The following is an 18462-nucleotide window of genomic DNA, read 5'->3' on the forward strand; positions in this document are numbered from 1 at the left end:
GGTCTACGTCCAGTACGCCTGCAAGCAGCCCGTCTCCATGCAGCCGTACATGGCGAAGTGGCGTGCCCCCTTCATCGGGCTCCAGTGGCTCTTCCGTACCCGCCCCACCCTTGACCGAACGCGGTGTCGAGCCGACCATGTTGCGTATCGCTCACCATGTTGTGCAATACGCACCGACGGAGGCCGCACATGTCCCCTCGACCGCAACCTGGCCGTGAGTACGTCCTGACCCTCTCCTGCCCCGACAGCGCCGGACTGGTCCACGCCGTGAGCGGCTTTCTCGTCAGGAACTCCGGCAACATCCTGGAGAGCCAGCAGTTCGACGACCGGCTTCAGGGCCGTTTCTTCATGAGGGTTCACTTCGACGTTTCCGACCCGAACGTCGAGTTGGAAAATCTGCGTTTCCGGTTCGGCCCCGTCGCCCAGGCCTACGGCATCACCTGGACCCTGAGCGACGCCTCGACGCCGACCCGGACCCTGATCATGGTGTCCAGGTTCGGCCACTGCCTGAACGACCTGCTCTTTCGCCGGCGCACCGGCGCCCTCAACATCGAGATCCCGGCGATCGTCTCCAATCACCGGGACTTCGAGGGGCTCGCCGAAACGTACGGCATCGCCTTCCACCATGTCCCGGTCACCAGGGACACCAAGCCCGAGGCCGAGGCACGGCTGCTGGAGCTGGTGCGCGAACTGGACGTCGACCTGGTGGTGCTGGCCCGCTACATGCAGATCCTCTCCGACGACCTGTGCAAGCAGCTGGAGGGCCGCGCCATCAACATCCACCACTCCTTCCTGCCCAGCTTCAAGGGCGCGCGTCCGTACGACCAGGCCTACACGCGCGGCGTGAAGCTGGTCGGCGCGACCGCGCACTATGTGACGCCGGACCTGGACGAGGGGCAGATCATCGAGCAGGACGTGGTCCGGGTGGACCACTCCCTCGACCCCGGTGAGCTGGTCACGGTCGGCCGGGACGTGGAGGCCCAGGTACTCGCGCACGCGGTGAAGTGGCACAGCGAGAGCCGCGTGATGGTGGACGGCAACCGCACGGTGGTCTTCCGCTGAGCGACGCGGCAGGAGGGCGGGGCCGGGATTGCGGTCCCGCCCCCGTCGTATACGGCCGCGTCACCGCTCCCGCTGGAGGAAGGCGGTCAGCGCGGCCGTGAGCTCCGCGGGGGCGTCCTCCTGGACGAGGTGCCCCGCGCCGGCGATGGGTTCGAACCGGGCACCCGGGACGAGAGCGGCCAGCTCGTGCCCCTTCGCCACCGGGATCCAGGTGTCGTCCTCGCCCCAGCAGACGAGCGTGGGGACGCCGATCTCGGTGTAGCGGTCCTGGATCTCGTCGGTGTGGCGCTGGTCCGCCTGGGCGATCTGCCGGTAGAAGGCCGCCTGACCGGAGTCGTCCAGCCAGGGCTCGACGAGCCGGTCGAGGACGTCGGGGCGCAGTCCGGGGCTGCTGGCGGAGGCGACGTACTCCCGCACCAGGGCGCGGTGCAGTGCGGGCGGCAACCGCTCGAAGACCTCGGCCTGCTCGGCGACGAGCCGGAAGAACGGCGAGCCCCACGGTGCCAGGGCGACCGGATCGACCAGGGCGAGGGCCCGGTAGCGGGCGTCGTGCAGCAGATGGGCCCGCAGGGCGACGGCACCGCCGAAGTCATGGGCGACCACGAGCGGCTCCGTGAGGCCCCAGTGGCCCAGCAGCTCGCCGAAGACGCGGCCCTGCGCGGCCAGGGACACGTCCTGCCCGGTGGCCTTCTCCGAGGTCCCGTAGCCGGGCATGTCCCAGACGTACACCTCGTGCTCGCGGGCGAGCGCACGGGCGACGGCACGCCAGACGTACGAGGAGAAGGGGGTGCCGTGCAGCAGGACGACGGGTGGCCCGCCGGGCCGGCCCAGCCGGTCCCAGCGGACGTCACCGGATGCGCCGGTGAAGGTTCGGGTCAGGTGCCAGTCGGTGTCGGCTGCCATGCCTCTCCTGGTTCAGTCGCCGAGGCGGTCCAGCAGGGCGCGGCGCCATCGCTGCGTCTCGGCGATCTGGTTGAAGGTGAACAGGTGCAGGCCCGCGACTCGCGCCGAAGGGGTGGTCAGTGCCGCCTCGGCGCGCGTCAGGAGCCTCTCGGGTGCATACCCGCCCGGCGTCGCGAACCGCAGGAACCAGGAGGGGTGCCTCGTCAGGAAGCGTGTCGACTCGCCCACCCCGATCTTCGTCGCCATGGCCAGCAGCTTCGCCCGCTGCACCGGCCCGGCCACCCCCACATACAGGGGCAGGGCGATGTCCCGGCGCCGTATCCGGCCGATCCACTCCCCCAGCACCCTCGGGTCGAAGCAGAGGTTGCTCACGATGTACGTGGCGTGCTCGCGCTTGTCCCACATGGCCTGGACGGTGACGTCGTCGTGGATGAGGGGATGGCTCTCCGGGTAGCCGGTGACGCCGACGCGGGCGAAGGGGCCGCCCAGCTCGCTCAGCCTGCGCAGCACCGGCAGCGCCCCGTCGTAGACCCCGGCGGGCGGGTCGGCGTCGCCGGCCGGGACGAAGACGTCGTCCACGCCCGCCTCGCGGAGCCGGCCCGCGACCTCCTTCAGGTGCAGGTCGTCGCGCAGCAGCCGCGCCGGCACATGCGGGACGACCCGGTAACCGTGCTTAGCGAGCCGGACGGCGAGGTCGKGGGRCGGCTCCAGGCCCTTGACCGGCGACGCCGTCACGGTGACGACGACGTCGCGCGGCACATGGGCGAGGACCTTGTCCTCGGTCGCCTTCGCGGGCAGCACCTCGTAGCGGACGCTGTCCAGCAGCGCCCGGAGTCCTGCGGCGGCCAATTACCGCTCCGTCTGCTTCTGGGCGTCGGGGTGGCGGTAGTACACGGCCTTCGACGGCGCGAGCGGATCCTTGCCGAGGATGAGGTCGGCGGCCTTCTCGGCGATCATCATCACCGGTGCGTAGATGTTGCCGTTGGTGACGTAGGGCATCACGGAGGCGTCCACGACGCGCAGGCCGTCAAGGCCGTGCACCCGCAGGCTGGCGGGGTCGACGACGGCCATCTCGTCGGTGCCCATCTTGCAGGTGCAGGACGGGTGCAGGGCGGTCTCGCCCTCCTTGGCGACCCAGTCGAGGATCTCCTCGTCGCTGTCCACCTTCGGGCCGGGCGAGACCTCACCGCCGTTGTAGGGGGCGAGCGCGGGCTGGTTGAGGAGGTTGCGGGCCACCCGGATCGCCTCGACCCATTCGCGGCGGTCCTGCTCGGTGGAGAGGTAGTTGAAGCGCAGCGCCGGGTGTTCGCGCGGGTCCTTGCTCTTGATCTTCACCGAGCCGATGGCATCGGAGTACATGGGCCCGACGTGCACCTGGTAGCCGTGGCCGCCGGCGGGCGAGGAGCCGTCGTAGCGGACCGCGACGGGCAGGAAGTGGAACATCAGGTTGGGGTAGTCGACGTCGTCGTTGCTGCGGGCGAAGCCACCGGCCTCGAAGTGGTTGGTGGCGGCGGGGCCGGTACGGAAGAGCCACTGGAGCCCGATGAAGGGGGCACGCCACTTCGCCATGTACGGCTGCATGGAGACGGGCTGCTTGCAGGCGTACTGGACGTAGACCTCCAGGTGGTCCTGCATGTTCTCGCCGACGCCCGGCAGGTCGTGGACGACGTCCACGCCGAGGGCGCTCAGTTCGGCCGCGTTGCCCACACCGGAGAGCTGGAGCAGTTGCGGGGAGTTGATGGCGCCGCCGCACAGGATGACCTCCTTCGCCCGGACCTGCTGGGGCGCACCCCGGCCGCGCCGGTACTCCACGCCCACGGCCCGCTTGCCCTCGAACAGGACGCGGGTGACGAGGGCGCGGGTCCTGACGGTGAGGTTGGGCCGCTTCATCGCGGGCTTGAGGTACGCCTTCGAGGCCGAGAGGCGGCGTCCGCGGTGGACGTTGCGGTCGAACTTGGCGAAGCCCTCCTGCCGGTATCCGTTGACGTCGTCGGTGGGGGCGTAGCCCGCTTCCTCGGTGGCCTTCAGGAAGGCGCCGAAGAGGGGGTTGGTGGCCGGACCGCGTTCGAGCACGAGAGGGCCGTCGTGGCCGCGGAACTCGTCGTCGGGGTCGGCGGCGAGGCAGTTCTCCATCCGCCGGAAGTACGGCAGACAGTGCGCGTAGTCCCAGGTCTCCATGCCCGCGTCGGCCGCCCAGCGCTCGTAGTCCATGGGGTTGCCGCGCTGGAAGATCATGCCGTTGATGCTGCTGGAGCCGCCGAGTACCTTGCCGCGTGCGTGGTAGACGCGCCGGCCGCCCATGTGGGGCTCGGGCTCGGATTCGTACTTCCAGTCGTAGAAACGGCTGCCGATGGGGTAGGTCAGCGCCGCGGGCATGTGGATGAAGACGTCCCACGGGTAGTCCGACCGGCCCGCCTCCAGGACCAGCACCCGGTTCGCGGGGTCCGCCGAGAGTCTGTTCGCCAGTGCGCTGCCGGCCGAACCGCCACCGACGATGACGAAGTCGTACTGCAGGGAAGCCATGGTGCCTCGTCTCGCTCGCGTCTTCGATACGCGACGCATGTTAGACCCGGTCCCGCTATACGCACCAGGTTGCGAACAACGCAACTTCCAGGGTCTCTGTTGCGACGCGATTACTTGCGGCCATGTTGTTTACTACGCGTATAGTTTCACTGTGAGCAACTACAGTCATGACACAGAAACGTCGAATTCACAGGCCGGCGGGGTCCAGTCGGTGGACCGGGCGATCAGTGTGATGGAGATCCTCGCCCAGCGTGGCGAAGCGGGCGTGAGCGAGGTCGCGGCCGAGATCGACGTACACAAGTCCACCGCATTCCGGCTGCTCGGCGCCCTGGAGGCGCGTGGCCTGGTGGAGCAGGCCGGCGAGCGGGGCAAGTACCGGCTCGGGTTCGGCATCGTCCGCCTGGCCGGCGCGGTCACCGGCCGTATCGACATCACGCAGCAGGGCCGCCCGGTCTGCGAGCGCCTCGCCGAGGAGCTCGGCGAGACCGTGAACATCGCTGTCATGCAGGAGCAGTTCGCGATCAACCTTTACCAGGTGCGCGGCCCGGGAGCCATCACCGCGCACAACTGGGTCGGCCAGCTGACCCCCCTGCACGCCACGTCGAGCGGCAAGATCCTGCTGGCGTACCTGCCCGCCAAGGAGCGCGCGGCGCTGCTGACCGAGGCCGGAATGAAGAAGGTCACGGCACGCACCATCACCGCGAAGACGAAGCTCGAGAAGAACCTCGCCGAGGCACGCGAGCGCAGCTACTCCATGACCCTGGAGGAACTGGAGATCGGCCTGCACGCGATGGCCGCGCCGGTCCGCAACCGGGACGGCGACGTCATCGCCGCCCTCAGCGCCTCCGGTCCCGCCTACCGGCTCACCGAGGAGCGCATGCACGAGCTCTCTCCGGTGCTGGTCGAGGGCGCCCACGAGATCAGCCACCGGATGGGATACCTGGGCTGATCCGCCGGACTACGGCAGGGGGGCGCCCAGGCGCTCGTTCACCCAGTCGTGGAAGGCACCGATGTGGTGCTCGCTCGGCACCAGCACGCCGCCCTTGGCGTACATGCGGGAACCCATACCGGGCTGGGTCCGTTCGCACGCCTCGAAGTCCTGGCGGTTGACCCGGTCGAAGAGTTCCACCGACCGGCTGACGTCCTTGCCGCTCGCGACGACGTGCGGAAGGTACAGCCAGTCGCACTCCACGATCGTGCGGTCCACGGACACCGGGAACATCCGGTGGAAGATCACATGGTCGGGGACGAGGTTGATGAACACCTGGGGCCTGACGGTGATCGCGTAGTAGCGGCGGTCCTGGTCCTCGCCGACCCCGGGAATGCGGTCCAGGCCCTCGGAGCCGTCGACGGTGAAGCCCTTGACCTCCTCGCCGAACTCGGCGCCGTGCCCCACGTAGTACTGGGCGGCGTAACCGTCCGCGAACTCCGGGAGCACCTCCGTGAGTTCGGGGTGGATCGTGGCGCAGTGGTAGCACTCCATGAAGTTCTCGATGATGAGCTTCCAGTTCGCCCTGACGTCGTACACGATCCGTTTGCCGACGGAGAGGCTGTCGATGTCGTAGTGGTCGATGGACTCGACGTCGCCGAGGCGGGCGACGATCTCGCCCATGACGTCCTCCTCGAAGGAGGGCGGGTTCTCCGCGAGGCACACCCAGACATAGCCGAGCCACTCCCGCACGGCCACGCTCACCAGGCCGTACTCGGTGCGTCCGACGTCGGGCATCTTGGTGAGGTTGGGGGCGGCGACGAGCTTGCCGTTCAGGTCGTACGTCCAGGCGTGGTACGGGCATTGGAAGGCGCGCTTGACCTCGCCCGACTCCTCGGTGCAGAGCCTGGCTCCGCGGTGCCGGCACACATTGAAGTACGCGCGGACGGCGTTGTCCCTCGCCCGGGTGACGAGGATGCTCTCGCGGCCCACGTCGACGGTGCGGAAGGCACCGGGCTTCGCCAGGTCCGAGGCGCGCGCGACGCAGAACCACATGGTCTCGAATATGCGCTCCTGCTCCTGGGCGAAGATCCCCGGGTCCGTGTAGGAAGGGCCGGGGAGAGTGGCGATCAGGCTGTCCGGCAGGCCGGTCGAGGTCACGGTGCACTCCTCGGGAGAACGTCGGGGAGGGGGCATTCACAAGCCGGGAAGAGCGACTCCGGACGGCGTTGTGTATGGAGCAACACTGCGTGTCATGTGAAACGCAGCATGGGATGCCGCCGGGGCGGTGTCAAGACGCGGTGGCGGCGAGCTGCTTGCGCAGGCGCATGAACAGCCGCGGCTGGTTCATCCCGAGCACGGCGACCGGGGTCCCGGCCCGCCGGTAGACGGCCAGGACATTGCGCTCGTCCGGGGTGCCGTCCTCGATGGTGACGCTGTCGGCGCCGGCCGCGTGACCGGCGAACTGGATCTTCACGCCGTACTGGTCGGACCAGAAGTACGGCGGCCGGGGCACACCCGGCTCCACCGCGCCGCCCGCCAGCAGTGTGGCGACCGCGGCGTCGGGACGCTCGCGTGCGCCGGTCCAGTGCTCGATGCGGCGGTGCAGGCCCGCGCGCGGGTCGTACCAGTTGGCGCAGTCGCCGACCGCGACCACGCCGGCCAGGCCGGTGCGTCCGTCCGCGCCGCACTTGACGCCGTTGTCCAGGGCGACGCCGGATCCTTCGAGCCACTCGACGCACGGGCGCGCGCCCACCCCGACGACGACGATGTCGGCGGGGATCGTGCGGCCGTCCTCCAGCAGGACGGCGTCGACCCGACCCGAGACTCCGCCCGGGCGGACCCCCCTCTCGCCGCGCTCGTCGCCGCTCAGCCCCTTGACGCCGACACCGCACAGCAGCCGTACGCCGTGGTCCGCGTGCAGGGCGGAGACGACGGCGCCCATGGTCTCGCCGAGGGGGCCGGCCAGCGGTGTCGGTGCCGCCTCGACGACGGTCACCTCCAGCCCGAGGGCCCGGGCGGTGGAGGCGACCTCGGCTCCGATGAAGCCGCCGCCGATCACCACCAGCCGTCCGCCGCGGGCCAGTTCGTCCCGCAGCGCGCGGGCGTCGTCCAGGGTGCGCAGGGTGTGCACTCCGGCCAGCCCTTCGGAGCCGGGGAGGGTGCGGGCCGCGGCGCCGGTCGCGATGACGACGCCGTCGGCGCGCACCTCCCGTCCGTCGGCGAGCCGGACCGCACGGTGCGCCGGGTCGAGCCCGACCGCACGGGTGCCGAGCAGCCACTCGGCCGCCAGGTCCTCGTCGTCCGACTCCAGGGCGAGTTCCGCCTCGCCGAGGGTGCCGGCCAGGAACTCCTTGGACAGCGGGGGCCGGTCGTAGGGGCGGTGGAGCTCGTCCCCGATGACGACCAGCCGTCCGTCGTAGCCCTGCCTGCGCAGCGAGCGGGCCGCCGAGAGGCCGGCGAGCGAGGCGCCGACCACGGCGACGGTCCTCACGCGGGACCTCCGGCGAGCCGCGCCGCGATGCACGGCGGCAGGTTCGGCGCGTCCGTGGACAGCAGGACGTAGATCATGCCGCCCTCGACCACGACCTCGTGGGTCCGGACCGGAAGCTTCGCCGGAGGGGCGTCGACCGCACCGGTCCTCAGGTCGAACTTCGAAGCATGCAGCGGGCATTCCACCTCGCAGCCCTCCAGCCAGCCGTCGGCGAGCGAGGCGTCCTGGTGGGTGCAGGTGTCGTCGATGGCGAAGAACTCACCATCGTCGGTGTGGAACACCGAGACCGGCGGATCGATGTCGAGCCGGTGGGCCTCACCTCGCGGGAGATCCGCGAGACGGCACGCGGGAATCATCATGACACCTCGGGTGCGTATAGCGAAACGGATTGCGGTAAGCGCAACGCCAGTTTGAGGGCCGCTCAGAAGCGTTGTCAAGGCGTCAAAACGCCTCGTTCGCACCGGCCGGCCGACCGGCCCGCGGACAGCCCGAAGCGCCCGACCCACCTGCGGGAACAGGCGGAACGGGCGCCCGACGAAGCCCTGGTCGGGGAGGGTCAGAAGCCGCGGTCGATCCACTCCGGCAGGTGCGGGGCCTCGGCGCCGACGGTCGTCGTCTCCCCGTGTCCGGTGTGCACGACGGTCTCCTCCGGCAGGGTCAGCAGCCGGCTGCGGATCGACTCGACGATGGTCGGGAAGTGGCTGTACGACCTGCCCGTCGCGCCCGGCCCGCCGTGGAACAGCGTGTCGCCGCTGAAGAGCGCCCCCAGCCGCGGGGCATACAGGCAGACCGCGCCCGGGGCGTGGCCGGGGGTGTGCAGCACGGTCAGGTCGACGCCGGCCACCGTGAGGAGTTGGCCGTCGGTGAGCTCGGCATCCGGCGCCCTGTCGGGGTGGGTCTGCTTCCACAGCGGCAGGTCGTCCGGGTGGAGCAGGATCGGGGCGCCCGTGCGCGCGGCGAGTTCGGGCGCGGCGTCGATGTGGTCGTTGTGGGCGTGGGTGCACACGATGGCCCGCAGGGCGCGGTCGCCGACGGTGCGGGCGATCGCGTCCGCGTCGTGGGCGGCGTCGATGACGATGACCTCGTGGTCGTCGCCGACGATCCACACGTTGTTGTCGACGTCCCAGGTGCCGCCGTCGAGTGTGAACGTCCCCGAGGTGACGAGGTGCTCGATTCGGGCGCCGGCCATCAGAGGAGCACCACCGAGCGCAGCACGTCGCCGTGGTGCATCCGCTCGAAGGCCTTCTCGACCTCGTCCAGGGCGATGGTCTCGGTGACGAATGCGTCGAGGTCCAGGCGGCCCTGGAGGTAGAGGTCGATGAGCATCGGGAAGTCCCTGCTCGGCAGGCAGTCGCCGTACCAGGAGGACTTCAGCGCGCCGCCCCGTCCGAAGACGTCCAGGAGCGGCAGCTCCAGCTTCATCTCGGGGGTCGGTACGCCGACCAGGACGACGGTGCCGGCGAGGTCGCGGGCGTAGAAGGCCTGCTTGTACGTCTCCGGGCGGCCGACCGCCTCGATGACGACGTCGGCGCCGAAACCGCCGGTCAGCTCGCGGATCGCCTCGACCGCGTCGGTGTCCTTGGAGTTGACGGTGTGGGTCGCGCCCAGCTTCCTGGCGGTGTCCAGCTTGCGGTCGTCGATGTCGACCGCGATGACCTTCGCCGCGCCCGCCAGGTTCGATCCGGCGATCGCCGCGGCCCCGACACCGCCGCAGCCGATGACGGCCACCGAGTCGCCCCGGCCGACCTTGCCGGTGTTGATGGCCGCGCCGATGCCCGCCATCACACCGCACCCCAGCAGCCCGGCCGCGGCCGCCGACGCGGTCCGGTCGACCTTCGTACACTGTCCGGCCGCGACCAGCGTCTTCTCCGCGAACGCGCCGATGCCGAGCGCCGGCGACAGCTCGGTGCCGTCGGTCAGCGTCATCTTCTGCTTGGCGTTGTGGGTGCTGAAGCAGTACCACGGACGCCCGCGCAGACAGGCCCGGCACTGTCCGCACACCGCACGCCAGTTGAGGATGACGAAGTCCCCGGGGGCGACGTCGGTGACTCCCTCCCCCACCGACTCCACGACGCCCGCGGCCTCGTGCCCCAGCAGAAACGGGAAGTCGTCGTTGATGCCGCCCTCGCGATAGTGCAGGTCGGTGTGGCAGACCCCGCAGGCCTCGACCTTCACCAGCGCCTCACCCGGGCCGGGGTCCGGCACGACGATCGTCTCCAGGCTGACGGGGGCGCCCTTGCCCCGCGCGACGACAGCACGGACCTGGTGCGTCATGGCCACTCCTCGGCTGATCGAGACTCGGAATCATGTTGCTCATTACGGCACACATCTCATGTGTCGCAACACAGCATCGTGGAGCACCGAGCGGCGGTCAAGGAGGGCGACGGGGGTTCCCGCAGCCGGGCGAGTCCGGAGACGACGGCCGTCTCGTTGCTGCTCGGCGTGCGCATCGGGCAGCGCGACCCGCCTGTCAAGGCCGCTGCTGCGCGAGGACATGCCGCCTCGCGGAATGGTCGCGGCCTGGTCCTGAGGTATGACCAGCGCGTCATGCACCGCGCTGAGGTGCTGCTGAAGTCCAGGTGAGAGCGGCTGACAGACGCGGATGCACTTGGATATGCCAGGGCCGACGGGGCGTGCCCCCGTGCGTCCGACGGACCGCTCAGGAGGTACGCCCATGCAGCCCGTCCCTGCCCCGTGCCAGTCGTACGCCGATCTGATCGCCGCCCTGGAAGCCGAGCTGGAGGCGCTGCGCCGGGAGGCGGGAGGCGAGGGCAGGCCCAAGGATGAGCCGTTCGGGGCCGGCGAGAAGGAGGCCATCAACCGCCGGATCAACAAGGTGCGCGAGCACATCCGCACGGCGCAGAGGCAGCTCACCGAGTGCGTGTACGAGCAGGAGCCGCCGCCCGCCGACACGGTGCCCGCGCTCGAAGTGGCCGGCATCGAGGTCAATCAGGGGGTGCAGGAGGACTTCCGGTCGGCGAGTCCCGTCCGTCTCGTCCGAGGCCGGGCCACCGTGGTCCGGGTGTTCGTCGCCTCGGGCGTCTCGAACGGCTTCGACGCCGGGGCCGGCCGCAACCAGTGGCCGCACATCACCGGCGACCTCCTGGTGACCGACCCGGCGACCGGCATGGCGGGCGCACCCCTTCAGCCGGTCAACCCGGGCGGCGAGATCGTGGCCGCGGCGCGCCACACCATCAGCAGCCTCGACCTGACCCGCTCCCTGAACTTCCGGCTCCCGCTCTCCGCCCTCAACTCCCCCACGATCGAGTTACGCGCCCGCGTCTGGGTACGCGGCCACTACGGCCAGGGCGGCGGCTGGAACGCCGAACGGACCCTCACCGTCGACCTGTTGCCGCGCGGGCCGCAGGAGATCACCCCGCTGCTGCTGATCGACGTCGGCAACACCTCGCCCGCCCCGACGCCGGCCACGTTCACCCGCTTGCTGCGGCGCGGTGCCCTGTCCCGGTTGCCCGTGCCGTTCTTCCAGGTCAACTCGGCGATCACGCTGCCCGTCCGGCAGAACCTGAACTCCTTGCTGGGCTGGTTCGCCATGACGGCCGGTCTTGCCACCGCCTCCTTCTTCGGCAGGCGTTCGGGAGGCATCCGGGCCGGTCTGCTCAGCGCGAGCCTGGCGGGATACCCGGTGGGCGGTATGGGGATTCCGCGCGTGTGGTTCACCGCGCCCGTGTTCATCTCCACACCGGGCGAGGACGTCATCGCGCACGAGATGGGCCACACCCACGGCATGAACCATGCGCAGTGCCGCGGCAGCGAGCCGTGGCCGCACGACACACGCTTGCCCGGCCGCTGCCGCTCCCTCGGACTGCACGTCGAAGACCTCCTGCTACGGCCACCCGGCACGCCCGAGCTCATGGGCTACTGCTCAGCTCCCACGTGGCCGTCCCGGGAGGGCTACGACATCGTCTTCGACAACCCTGCCTGAGCGGACGGTGACTTCCATGCGGTATCTGACGGTCACGGGAACCCTGAGCGACCCCGACACCCTCCACCTCTCCCCCGGCTTCCGCATCGACCGGCTTCCGGACCCGCCTCCCGCGCTCGGCGAGGACGCGCTCGACGCGCTCGTGGTGCACAGCCTGGACGCCGAGAACCGGATCGTCGGACGCGAGGCGGTGGCGACCGCACCGCTGTGCGCCTTCGGGTCCGGGCTGCCCGCACCTCGTTTCGCCGCGGGCGTCATCGAGGTCGCTGAGGGCACCCGCGCCCTGCGCTTCCTCTTCCAGGGCCGCCAGGTGCACCACTTCACGGCACCGCAGGGCGAGCCCGCCGTACGGCTGCGCTGGGAGCCTCAAGGCGCCGGCGAGCAGACCGGCGTCCGGCTCATCACCTGGGAGGGGCGCCACCCGGACCGTACGGCCCTGTCGTACATGGCCCTCTACAGCACCGACGGCCGGGACTGGATCCCGCTGTGCCTGCCTCAACCCGAGCCGGGCACCGCGGCCGACTTCGACGCCCTGCCCGGCGGCAGCCGGTGTCGCATCCGCGTCATGGCGACCGACGGCCTGCATACGGCACTCGCCGACAGCCCCCACTTTCCCGTCCCGCGCAAGGGACTTGAACCGGCGATCCTCTACCCGGACGACGATTCACGACTCCCCGCGAACGAACCCCACACCCTGGTGGGCCAGGCGGTGTCCCCGGAGGACCCGGGCGCCTTCGCCTCCGACCTGCGCTGGACATCCTCACGCGACGGAACCCTGGGCACAGGCCGAACACTCGACGTCACGCTCTCGCCGGGCGAACACGTGCTGACTCTCACCACAGCCGACGGGGCCCGCGAGACGTTCGTGACGGTGACGCTGGAGCCGGGGGTTTGCGGTGGGACGGCGCGGGAGGACGGGGAGCCGGGACACCGCTCCTGATCACGCGGAAGGGAAGAGCCGCTCGCGCACCCAGGCAGGATCGGGGTTCGTGTGCGGCTGCCCCGCCACGATGACGGTCGGCACGGTTTCGTTGCCGTCGTTGGCCGCCCTCACCGCCGCGGCGCCCGCCGGGTCACGCCATATGTCGACCCAGTACGCCTGGCGGGCACTGCGGCCCAGCCGGATGCGCAGTCGCAGGCAGTACGGGCAGCCCGGGCGCCAGAAGACGATCGGTCGGCCGTCGGCCGCGCTGCGGCGTTGTGCTTCCAGCGCATCGATCGAGCTCGGGAAGATCAGCGGCGAATTGGCGCCTGCGAGCAGCAGGAACACCAGCAGGAGTGCTGCGGCCGCGCCGGGGCTCCCGCTGAGGAGCAGCCCGGTCGCCGCGGCTGAGCCGCCGAGCACGAGCAGCAGGGGCAGGATCCGGGCGCGCTTCATGGTGACGCAGGCTATCGGTGAGGCGAGGCGAGCGCCGCTCTCACCCGTCCTCGGCCAAAAACTGGCCCTCGGCGCATCTCTCGACTTGATAGGCAAGCAACCACTTGCCTATTCTGGGGTCGTGGCCGACGACCTTTTCAAAGCCTTGGCCGACCCCACCCGCCGCACCATCCTCGACGAGCTCACGGAGAAGTCCGGACAGACACTGTTCGAGATCTGCTCGCGACTGGCCATGAAGCATCAGCTGGCCATCTCCCGCCAGGGAGTCTCCCAGCACCTCGCGGTGCTGGAGGCCGCGGGGCTCGTCGAGACCAGGCGGGAGGGCCGCTACAAGTTCCACGACCTGAACACGGCGCCACTGCGGCAGATCACCGAGCGATGGCACGTGCCCGACACACCCGAACCGGAGAAGAGCACCCCATGAAGATCCATCTGACCAGCGTCTTCGTCGACGACCAGGCCAAGGCTCTGCACTTCTACACCGAGATTCTCGGCTTCGTGAAGAAGCACGACGTCCCGGTGGGAGAGAAGGACCGATGGCTCACCGTCGTCTCCCCCGAAGAGCCCGGCGGCACCGAACTCCTCCTGGAGCCCGTCGGTCACCCGGTCGCCAAGACCTACCGCGACACGCTCGTCCAGGACGGCATCCCGCTCGCCCAGTTCGCCGTCCAGGACGTCAATGCGGAGTACGAGCGCCTGCGCGCCCACGGCGTCCGCTTCACCCAGGAGCCCCTGGAGATGGGGCCCGTCACCACGGCCGTCTTCGACGACACCTGCGGCAACCTGATCCAGATCGCGACGCAGCCGGAGTAGGGGGTCGGGCGCGAGCGGGGTCCCCCGGGAGCCTCCGATGCCCCACTCGGAGCAGGACGCCACTCGGCCGACGAGCATGATCGATCTGCTGTTGACCTTGTCGCGACGTCACGGTTTCTACTGGTCGTGCGCGCATCCGGCGCTACGGCCGATGCGGCACCCACCTTGCGAGGGAGCACCGTGAACACATCCGAACAGCACCGACTCGACCAGCCCGCCCTCGATCTCGTCCGCGACGCCTTCGCCGCCCTCAACAAGCACGACATCGACAGGTGCACCGAGCTCATGACGGAGGACTTCGCGATCAACATCGCGGGGATGCCGTTCCAGATGCGGGGCCGAGACGCATGGCGGCAGAACACGGACTACCTGCGAACGGCGTTCCCCGACTTCCAGGCCCGTATCGACGACATCTTCGCGTCGGGTGACCGGGTCGCGGTCCGTCTCACCATGCGGGGCACGCACCAGGGCGAGTTCCGGGGCATCCCGGCCACGGGCCGACAGGTCGAGTACTCCAGCATCGAGCTCTACCGCGTCGCCGACGGCCGGCTGGCCGAAGAGTGGATCGCCTCGGACATGGAGACGCTGATGGGCCAACTCGGCGCATCCGAGGGGACGGTCACGGCCTCGGAAGCGTGACACCGGGGACCAAAGGCGCTTTTGCTGATGCGCCGTGGGAGGAGCAGAGGACCGGCCGCTCCTCCCACGGCCCACGTTGCACAAGCGGGTGCCGGTCAGGTGCCGGGCTTCGGGTACAGCTGGTTCAGTACGGCGAAGTCGTCCGACGACGGGTGCTGCGGGAACTCCGGCACGGACAGGCAGCTGTTGGTGGATCCGTTGTGGTCGAGGCCGAGAGCATGGCCCATCTCGTGGCAGGCGACGCTGCGCCGCGCCGCGTAGGTGTTCGGGGTGACCTGGTCGTTGAGCTTCACCGTGACGCTGCCGTCGACGAAGTAGCCACCCGAGCTGGACGCCTCGGTCACGCCGTACCAGTCGGTTCCATAGCTGCCGCTGTACACGTGCACGCAGTGCCGGCCACCGCCGGGGCATCCTGCGGTGTGCCAGCGGTAGTAGGCGTCGATGCCGGGGGCCTGGTACCAGTCGACCCGGGCGTCGGTGACGGGCCACGAGTCGCCGCTGTGGTCGAGGAAGTACACCTGCGGGTCGTTGAACGGTCCGTAGTCCCACTTGTGGCCGCACCAGGCGGACGCGGTGCCGACGACGGGTGCGCAGCCGGTAATGCCGACGTCGAGGGAGCTGTTCGCGTCCTGCACACCGCGGACGCCCTGGCGACGCAGGCTGCTGCGCAGTTCGTCGGCCGTGACGCCCGGAGCGGGTTCGTAGATCGCGGTGTATGTCGTGCCGTCGGAGCGCGGCTGGATCACGTAGACGGCGTCGTCCGCCCCGGTGCGATCGGACGTCCGCGCCGCCGGGGCACTCGTGTCCGCCTGTACGGCCGGGGCCGAGAGTGCGACGACCAGCGCGGTCACTGCCAGTCCGATCGCGGTTCTCGTTCTTCGCAGCATGTGTTTCCCCCTGTCGCCCACGACCGCCTCCCGCCGCTTCGTCGCGGCGGGATCCATGAGCGGCCGTGGACAGATGCCGCAAGACTGGCATGTCCTCGACAAGCAGGGAACGACGGGAATACGCCATACCGCATGCCTTTGCAGGGACCGGCAGCGCACCCGATGAAGCGGGGTGGGCGTCAGTGCGGGCGCCGGGGCCCGGTGGGGTGTATCCAGAACGTATGGTTCCGAGACGCCTCAATGATCATCGTTGGTCAGAGGAGCCACGCCACCCGCTGCTGGCGGTCTCGATCATGATGATTGCGATCGTCACGGTGGTCGACATCCTGGCTCCGGCCAGCGTCCACCTCGGGCCGTTCCTGGTAGCCGCGCCCGCCGTCACAGCGTCGTTCGCCGGCCCCTGGACGACCGCCGGCGTCGGCGCGCTCGCCGTCACGGCCCAGTCCGTGGTGGCGGCGGTGCGCACCAGCCTCGTGGACCTGAACCACTCCTTTCAGCTGATCACGCTGGTCCTGATGTCGGCGTTCGCGACCACTTTCGCCGCCCGGCGAGAACACCATGAAAGGCAACTGATGCAGCTGCGGTCGGTGGCGACTGCCGCGCAGGAAGTGGTGCTCAAGCCGCTTCCCCAGCGGGTCGGCTCGCTGCGCATCGCGTCGGTGTACCTGGCCGCCGAATCCGAGGCGCAGATCGGCGGCGATCTGTATGCCGCCGCTCGTACGGAGCACGGAATCCGGATCGTCATCGGCGACGTCAGGGGAAAGGGCCTGGAAGCGGTCGGGGATGCCGCCCTGCTGCTCGGCGCTTTCCGGGGTGCGGCCCACAGACAGGCCGATCTGCCGGCGCTCATGGCCTTCCTCGAGGGAACCGTCTCCTCCGACCTGGACGACCCCGCGGCTCTCGACGCCGCGGCCGAGGATCGCGGCGAGGCGTTCATCACCGCCGCCGCGCTGGACATCCCGGACAACGAGRCGGTCCTTCACCTGATCAACTGTGGGCACCCCCCGCCGCTGCTCCTGCATCGCGGCCAGGTCAGGCCTCTCGAAGTCCGCCACCCGGCGCCGCCCCTCGGTCTCACCGAGTTCGTGGAAACCGAGCTCACCGAGGAAGCGTTCGCCTTCGAACACGGCGACATCGTCCTTCTCTACACGGACGGTGTCATCGAGGCCCGCGACGGCGAGGGCACGTTCTATCCGCTCGCCGAACGGGTGGCAGGCAAGGCCGGCCACGGTCCCGACGCTCTCCTGGCCCACCTGTGCAAGGACCTGCTGCGGCACGTCGGCGGACATCTGGGTGACGATGCCGCCATGGTGGCGATCGAGCGCGTTTCGCGGCCCTCCTGAGGACAGGGGTTCGCGGATACGGCCCCCACTGTCCCGACTGCCCCGCCGTTCGGCCAAAAGGACGGGACAGAAGATCCTGATGCCGCTCGCCTCGTTGAGCCGGGCATGAAGATCATCACTGCCGCCGCGCTCGCCGGAGCGGCCCTCTTCGCCGCCGCGCTCCCCGCCTCAGCGGACGACGGGCCCATTGACTTCGGCATCTTTCAGGGTGTCAACGACACCAAAGGCTCAAACTCCACGGACACAAGCTCAACCTGGAGGCAGGCCGACAGCGGGACGAGTGGCGGGGTGCCGAAGTCGGCCCTGGGAATGCTGGTGGACAACCTGACGTGGCCCGACCAGCAGTGACCCCTTTGGTTCAGCGGCAAGTCCGGCTCCGAGGTGGCCGGGTCATGGCACCGTGACCCGGCCACCTGGCTGTCCAGCTATCGACGCCCTGCCTGGCCGGCCCGTCAGAGATGCGGTCAGTTCGAGACGATCGCCGCTTCAGCTGCGGCCTTGATCCGAGCGCCGAAGTGGTCGGCGTCCTTGCGGGCGGCACCGAGCGCCAGGCCGACGAGGAGCTTGCCGATGCCGTGGCCTTCCAGAACGTTGAAGATACGGACTCGAGTCCTGCCGTCGCCGAGCCGCTCCAGGTCGTAGCCGCCTTCACTGGCCGTAACGGTGTTCTTCGACACCTCGGCCCACCGCAGCTTCACCGGGGCTTCGAGGTCGGTGACGCGGAACTCCCTGGACGTCTTCATCCCGGCATCCTTGACCGTGCTGCGGAAGATCGTTCCCACGGCGGTCGGGGTCTCGGGAACCCGCTCGATCTTGAGTACGCGGGGGCTGAACTGCGGATCGTTGCGCCCGTCGGCGAGGTACTCGAACACCGCCTCGACAGGTCGATCCACCTCGACTGTCGCTTCGAACTGTCCTGACATGAGCACTCCTCAATCGCTTGAGCCGCAGCGTGCCCGCGACTCCTGCGCGAGACGTCCGCCGGACCGCTGGGCCGCATGACAGCAGGCTCGCCGGGCCATGGGCGGAGCGCTTCGTACGCACGCGAAGAGCCGCACCGCCCGTCCGTTCGTGGCGGCAACGCGACTCTATGGGGCGACTGGGCATCTCGCGAGGCGAACGGCACCATCCCGGACGGAGTTGGGGGTATCGGGAGGGACAGCAGACCGATGGCGGCGCACCTCCCCGGAGCGCTCGGGCCGCCTGCGTTCGGACTGCGCCCCGAGGGCGGTGCGGATAGCCTGGATTGAGCTGGATTGAGATGGATGCATGCGCACCTGGGATCCCGAACTAGTACGCGACAACGTCCAAAAGCGTGCGGGAGCGAAGCGATGGACCTCTTGCCGATCGAGATCAAGGTCAACATCGAGGGTGACGTGGCGGCAGCGCTGTCGGCCCTGGACGCGTCGGGCGGTGCGYAGACGATGCGTCGAATCTGGTTCGCCGAGGACCGGGAGGGCGTCGCCGAGGGGCAGGTACCGCTCCTCGTCGGCCTGGCGCTCGGTGCCGCCCGCAAGGACGCCGACCACTTCGGCGCTCGGATCAAGGC

Annotated in this window: 21 protein-coding genes and 1 pseudogene; 11 read left to right on the forward strand and 11 right to left on the reverse strand. The window is 69.8% G+C overall.

All coding sequences use genetic code 11. The annotated features are described in order from the left end of the window. Positions 1-189 precede the first annotated feature (189 nt). Positions 190-1062 carry a formyltetrahydrofolate deformylase gene (gene purU, locus EAO75_RS30315; protein WP_147998342.1) on the forward strand — a complete coding sequence of 291 codons (873 nt, stop codon included), beginning with the start codon at positions 190-192 and terminating at the stop codon, positions 1060-1062. 60 nt (positions 1063-1122) lie between these two features. On the opposite strand, the gene EAO75_RS30320 is transcribed toward purU, so the two are convergent. Genes EAO75_RS30320 through betA form a run of 3 tightly spaced genes read right to left on the reverse strand, consistent with a single transcriptional unit; the run spans position 1123 to position 4488 of the window. Continuing rightward, positions 1123-1965, reverse strand: coding sequence for an alpha/beta fold hydrolase (locus EAO75_RS30320; RefSeq protein WP_147998343.1), 843 nt, complete (start codon positions 1963-1965; stop codon positions 1123-1125). A 12-nt stretch (positions 1966-1977) separates the two neighbouring features. Then, the gene (locus tag EAO75_RS30325) at positions 1978-2814 is read right to left on the reverse strand and encodes a 5,10-methylenetetrahydrofolate reductase (RefSeq protein WP_147998344.1); all 837 of its coding nucleotides are present in this window, start codon (positions 2812-2814) and stop codon (positions 1978-1980) included. Beyond that, positions 2815-4488, reverse strand: a complete 1674-nt coding sequence (betA, locus tag EAO75_RS30330; RefSeq protein WP_147998345.1) for a choline dehydrogenase — start codon at positions 4486-4488, stop codon at positions 2815-2817. Between the two features lie 151 nt (positions 4489-4639). Here betA and EAO75_RS30335 point away from each other — a divergent pair, with 151 nt between their 5' ends. Further along, positions 4640-5437 carry an IclR family transcriptional regulator gene (locus EAO75_RS30335; protein ID WP_187284641.1) on the forward strand — a complete coding sequence of 266 codons (798 nt, stop codon included), beginning with the start codon at positions 4640-4642 and terminating at the stop codon, positions 5435-5437. 9 nt (positions 5438-5446) lie between these two features. On the opposite strand, the gene EAO75_RS30340 is transcribed toward EAO75_RS30335, so the two are convergent. From EAO75_RS30340 to EAO75_RS30360, 5 genes are all read right to left on the reverse strand, one after another. Further along, positions 5447-6577, reverse strand: coding sequence for an aromatic ring-hydroxylating oxygenase subunit alpha (locus EAO75_RS30340; RefSeq protein ID WP_147998346.1), 1131 nt, complete (start codon positions 6575-6577; stop codon positions 5447-5449). A 130-nt stretch (positions 6578-6707) separates the two neighbouring features. Then, positions 6708-7910: an NAD(P)/FAD-dependent oxidoreductase gene (locus EAO75_RS30345; protein ID WP_147998347.1), complete on the reverse strand. Its 1203-nt coding sequence runs from the start codon at positions 7908-7910 to the stop codon at positions 6708-6710. Beyond that, the gene (locus EAO75_RS30350) at positions 7907-8269 is read right to left on the reverse strand and encodes a bifunctional 3-phenylpropionate/cinnamic acid dioxygenase ferredoxin subunit (RefSeq protein WP_147998348.1); all 363 of its coding nucleotides are present in this window, start codon (positions 8267-8269) and stop codon (positions 7907-7909) included. The genes EAO75_RS30345 and EAO75_RS30350 overlap by 4 nt, the downstream gene beginning before the upstream one ends. Before the next feature lie 197 nt (positions 8270-8466). Continuing rightward, on the reverse strand, positions 8467-9099 hold the full coding sequence (locus tag EAO75_RS30355) for an MBL fold metallo-hydrolase (protein WP_147998349.1): 633 nt from the start codon (positions 9097-9099) through the stop codon (positions 8467-8469). Beyond that, positions 9099-10184 carry an S-(hydroxymethyl)mycothiol dehydrogenase gene (locus tag EAO75_RS30360; protein WP_147998350.1) on the reverse strand — a complete coding sequence of 362 codons (1086 nt, stop codon included), beginning with the start codon at positions 10182-10184 and terminating at the stop codon, positions 9099-9101. Before EAO75_RS30360 ends, EAO75_RS30355 begins: the two co-directional genes overlap by 1 nt. Positions 10185-10244: 60 nt before the next feature. Here EAO75_RS30360 and EAO75_RS46745 point away from each other — a divergent pair, with 60 nt between their 5' ends. The 3 genes from EAO75_RS46745 to EAO75_RS30375 all read left to right on the forward strand — a co-directional run bounded on the left by EAO75_RS46745 (position 10245) and on the right by EAO75_RS30375 (position 12793). Further along, a complete protein-coding gene (locus EAO75_RS46745) occupies positions 10245-10493 on the forward strand; it encodes a hypothetical protein (protein WP_147998351.1) in 249 nt (82 codons plus the stop codon). A gap of 91 nt (positions 10494-10584) precedes the next feature. Further along, a complete protein-coding gene (locus EAO75_RS30370; RefSeq protein ID WP_147998352.1) occupies positions 10585-11853 on the forward strand; it encodes a hypothetical protein in 1269 nt (422 codons plus the stop codon). A gap of 16 nt (positions 11854-11869) precedes the next feature. Then, entirely contained in the window at positions 11870-12793 is a 924-nt protein-coding gene (locus EAO75_RS30375; protein ID WP_147998353.1) for a hypothetical protein, read from the forward strand. Here the strand turns inward: EAO75_RS30375 and EAO75_RS30380 are convergent, their stop codons facing one another. After that, on the reverse strand, positions 12794-13231 hold the full coding sequence (locus tag EAO75_RS30380; protein WP_147998354.1) for a glutaredoxin domain-containing protein: 438 nt from the start codon (positions 13229-13231) through the stop codon (positions 12794-12796). Positions 13232-13352: 121 nt separating this feature from the next. On the opposite strand from EAO75_RS30380, the gene EAO75_RS30385 reads away from it, so the two are divergent. The 3 genes from EAO75_RS30385 to EAO75_RS30395 all read left to right on the forward strand — a co-directional run bounded on the left by EAO75_RS30385 (position 13353) and on the right by EAO75_RS30395 (position 14683). Further along, entirely contained in the window at positions 13353-13655 is a 303-nt protein-coding gene (locus tag EAO75_RS30385) for an ArsR/SmtB family transcription factor (protein ID WP_147998355.1), read from the forward strand. After that, positions 13652-14044, forward strand: coding sequence for a VOC family protein (locus EAO75_RS30390; protein WP_147998356.1), 393 nt, complete (start codon positions 13652-13654; stop codon positions 14042-14044). Before EAO75_RS30385 ends, EAO75_RS30390 begins: the two co-directional genes overlap by 4 nt. 180 nt (positions 14045-14224) lie before the next feature. Next, positions 14225-14683 carry an ester cyclase gene (locus tag EAO75_RS30395; RefSeq protein WP_147998357.1) on the forward strand — a complete coding sequence of 153 codons (459 nt, stop codon included), beginning with the start codon at positions 14225-14227 and terminating at the stop codon, positions 14681-14683. Positions 14684-14778: 95 nt separating this feature from the next. Here the strand turns inward: EAO75_RS30395 and EAO75_RS30400 are convergent, their stop codons facing one another. Continuing rightward, a complete protein-coding gene (locus EAO75_RS30400) occupies positions 14779-15570 on the reverse strand; it encodes a matrixin family metalloprotease (RefSeq protein ID WP_187284642.1) in 792 nt (263 codons plus the stop codon). A gap of 221 nt (positions 15571-15791) precedes the next feature. Between EAO75_RS30400 and EAO75_RS30405 the strand changes: the two genes are divergently transcribed. Together EAO75_RS30405 and EAO75_RS30410 are read left to right on the forward strand one after the other, a co-directional pair. Beyond that, on the forward strand, positions 15792-16913 hold the full coding sequence (locus EAO75_RS30405; RefSeq protein WP_147998673.1) for a PP2C family protein-serine/threonine phosphatase: 1122 nt from the start codon (positions 15792-15794) through the stop codon (positions 16911-16913). A 105-nt stretch (positions 16914-17018) separates the two neighbouring features. Then, positions 17019-17261, forward strand: coding sequence for a hypothetical protein (locus EAO75_RS30410; protein ID WP_147998359.1), 243 nt, complete (start codon positions 17019-17021; stop codon positions 17259-17261). Between the two features lie 116 nt (positions 17262-17377). Here the strand turns inward: EAO75_RS30410 and EAO75_RS30415 are convergent, their stop codons facing one another. Next, the gene (locus tag EAO75_RS30415; protein ID WP_147998360.1) at positions 17378-17836 is read right to left on the reverse strand and encodes an SRPBCC family protein; all 459 of its coding nucleotides are present in this window, start codon (positions 17834-17836) and stop codon (positions 17378-17380) included. 408 nt (positions 17837-18244) lie between these two features. On the opposite strand from EAO75_RS30415, the pseudogene EAO75_RS30420 reads away from it, so the two are divergent. Further along, positions 18245-18462: pseudogene (locus tag EAO75_RS30420) on the forward strand (hypothetical protein); the annotation flags it as partial.

This window comes from Streptomyces sp. UW30 (assembly GCF_008042075.1).
Classification (GTDB): domain Bacteria; phylum Actinomycetota; class Actinomycetes; order Streptomycetales; family Streptomycetaceae; genus Streptomyces.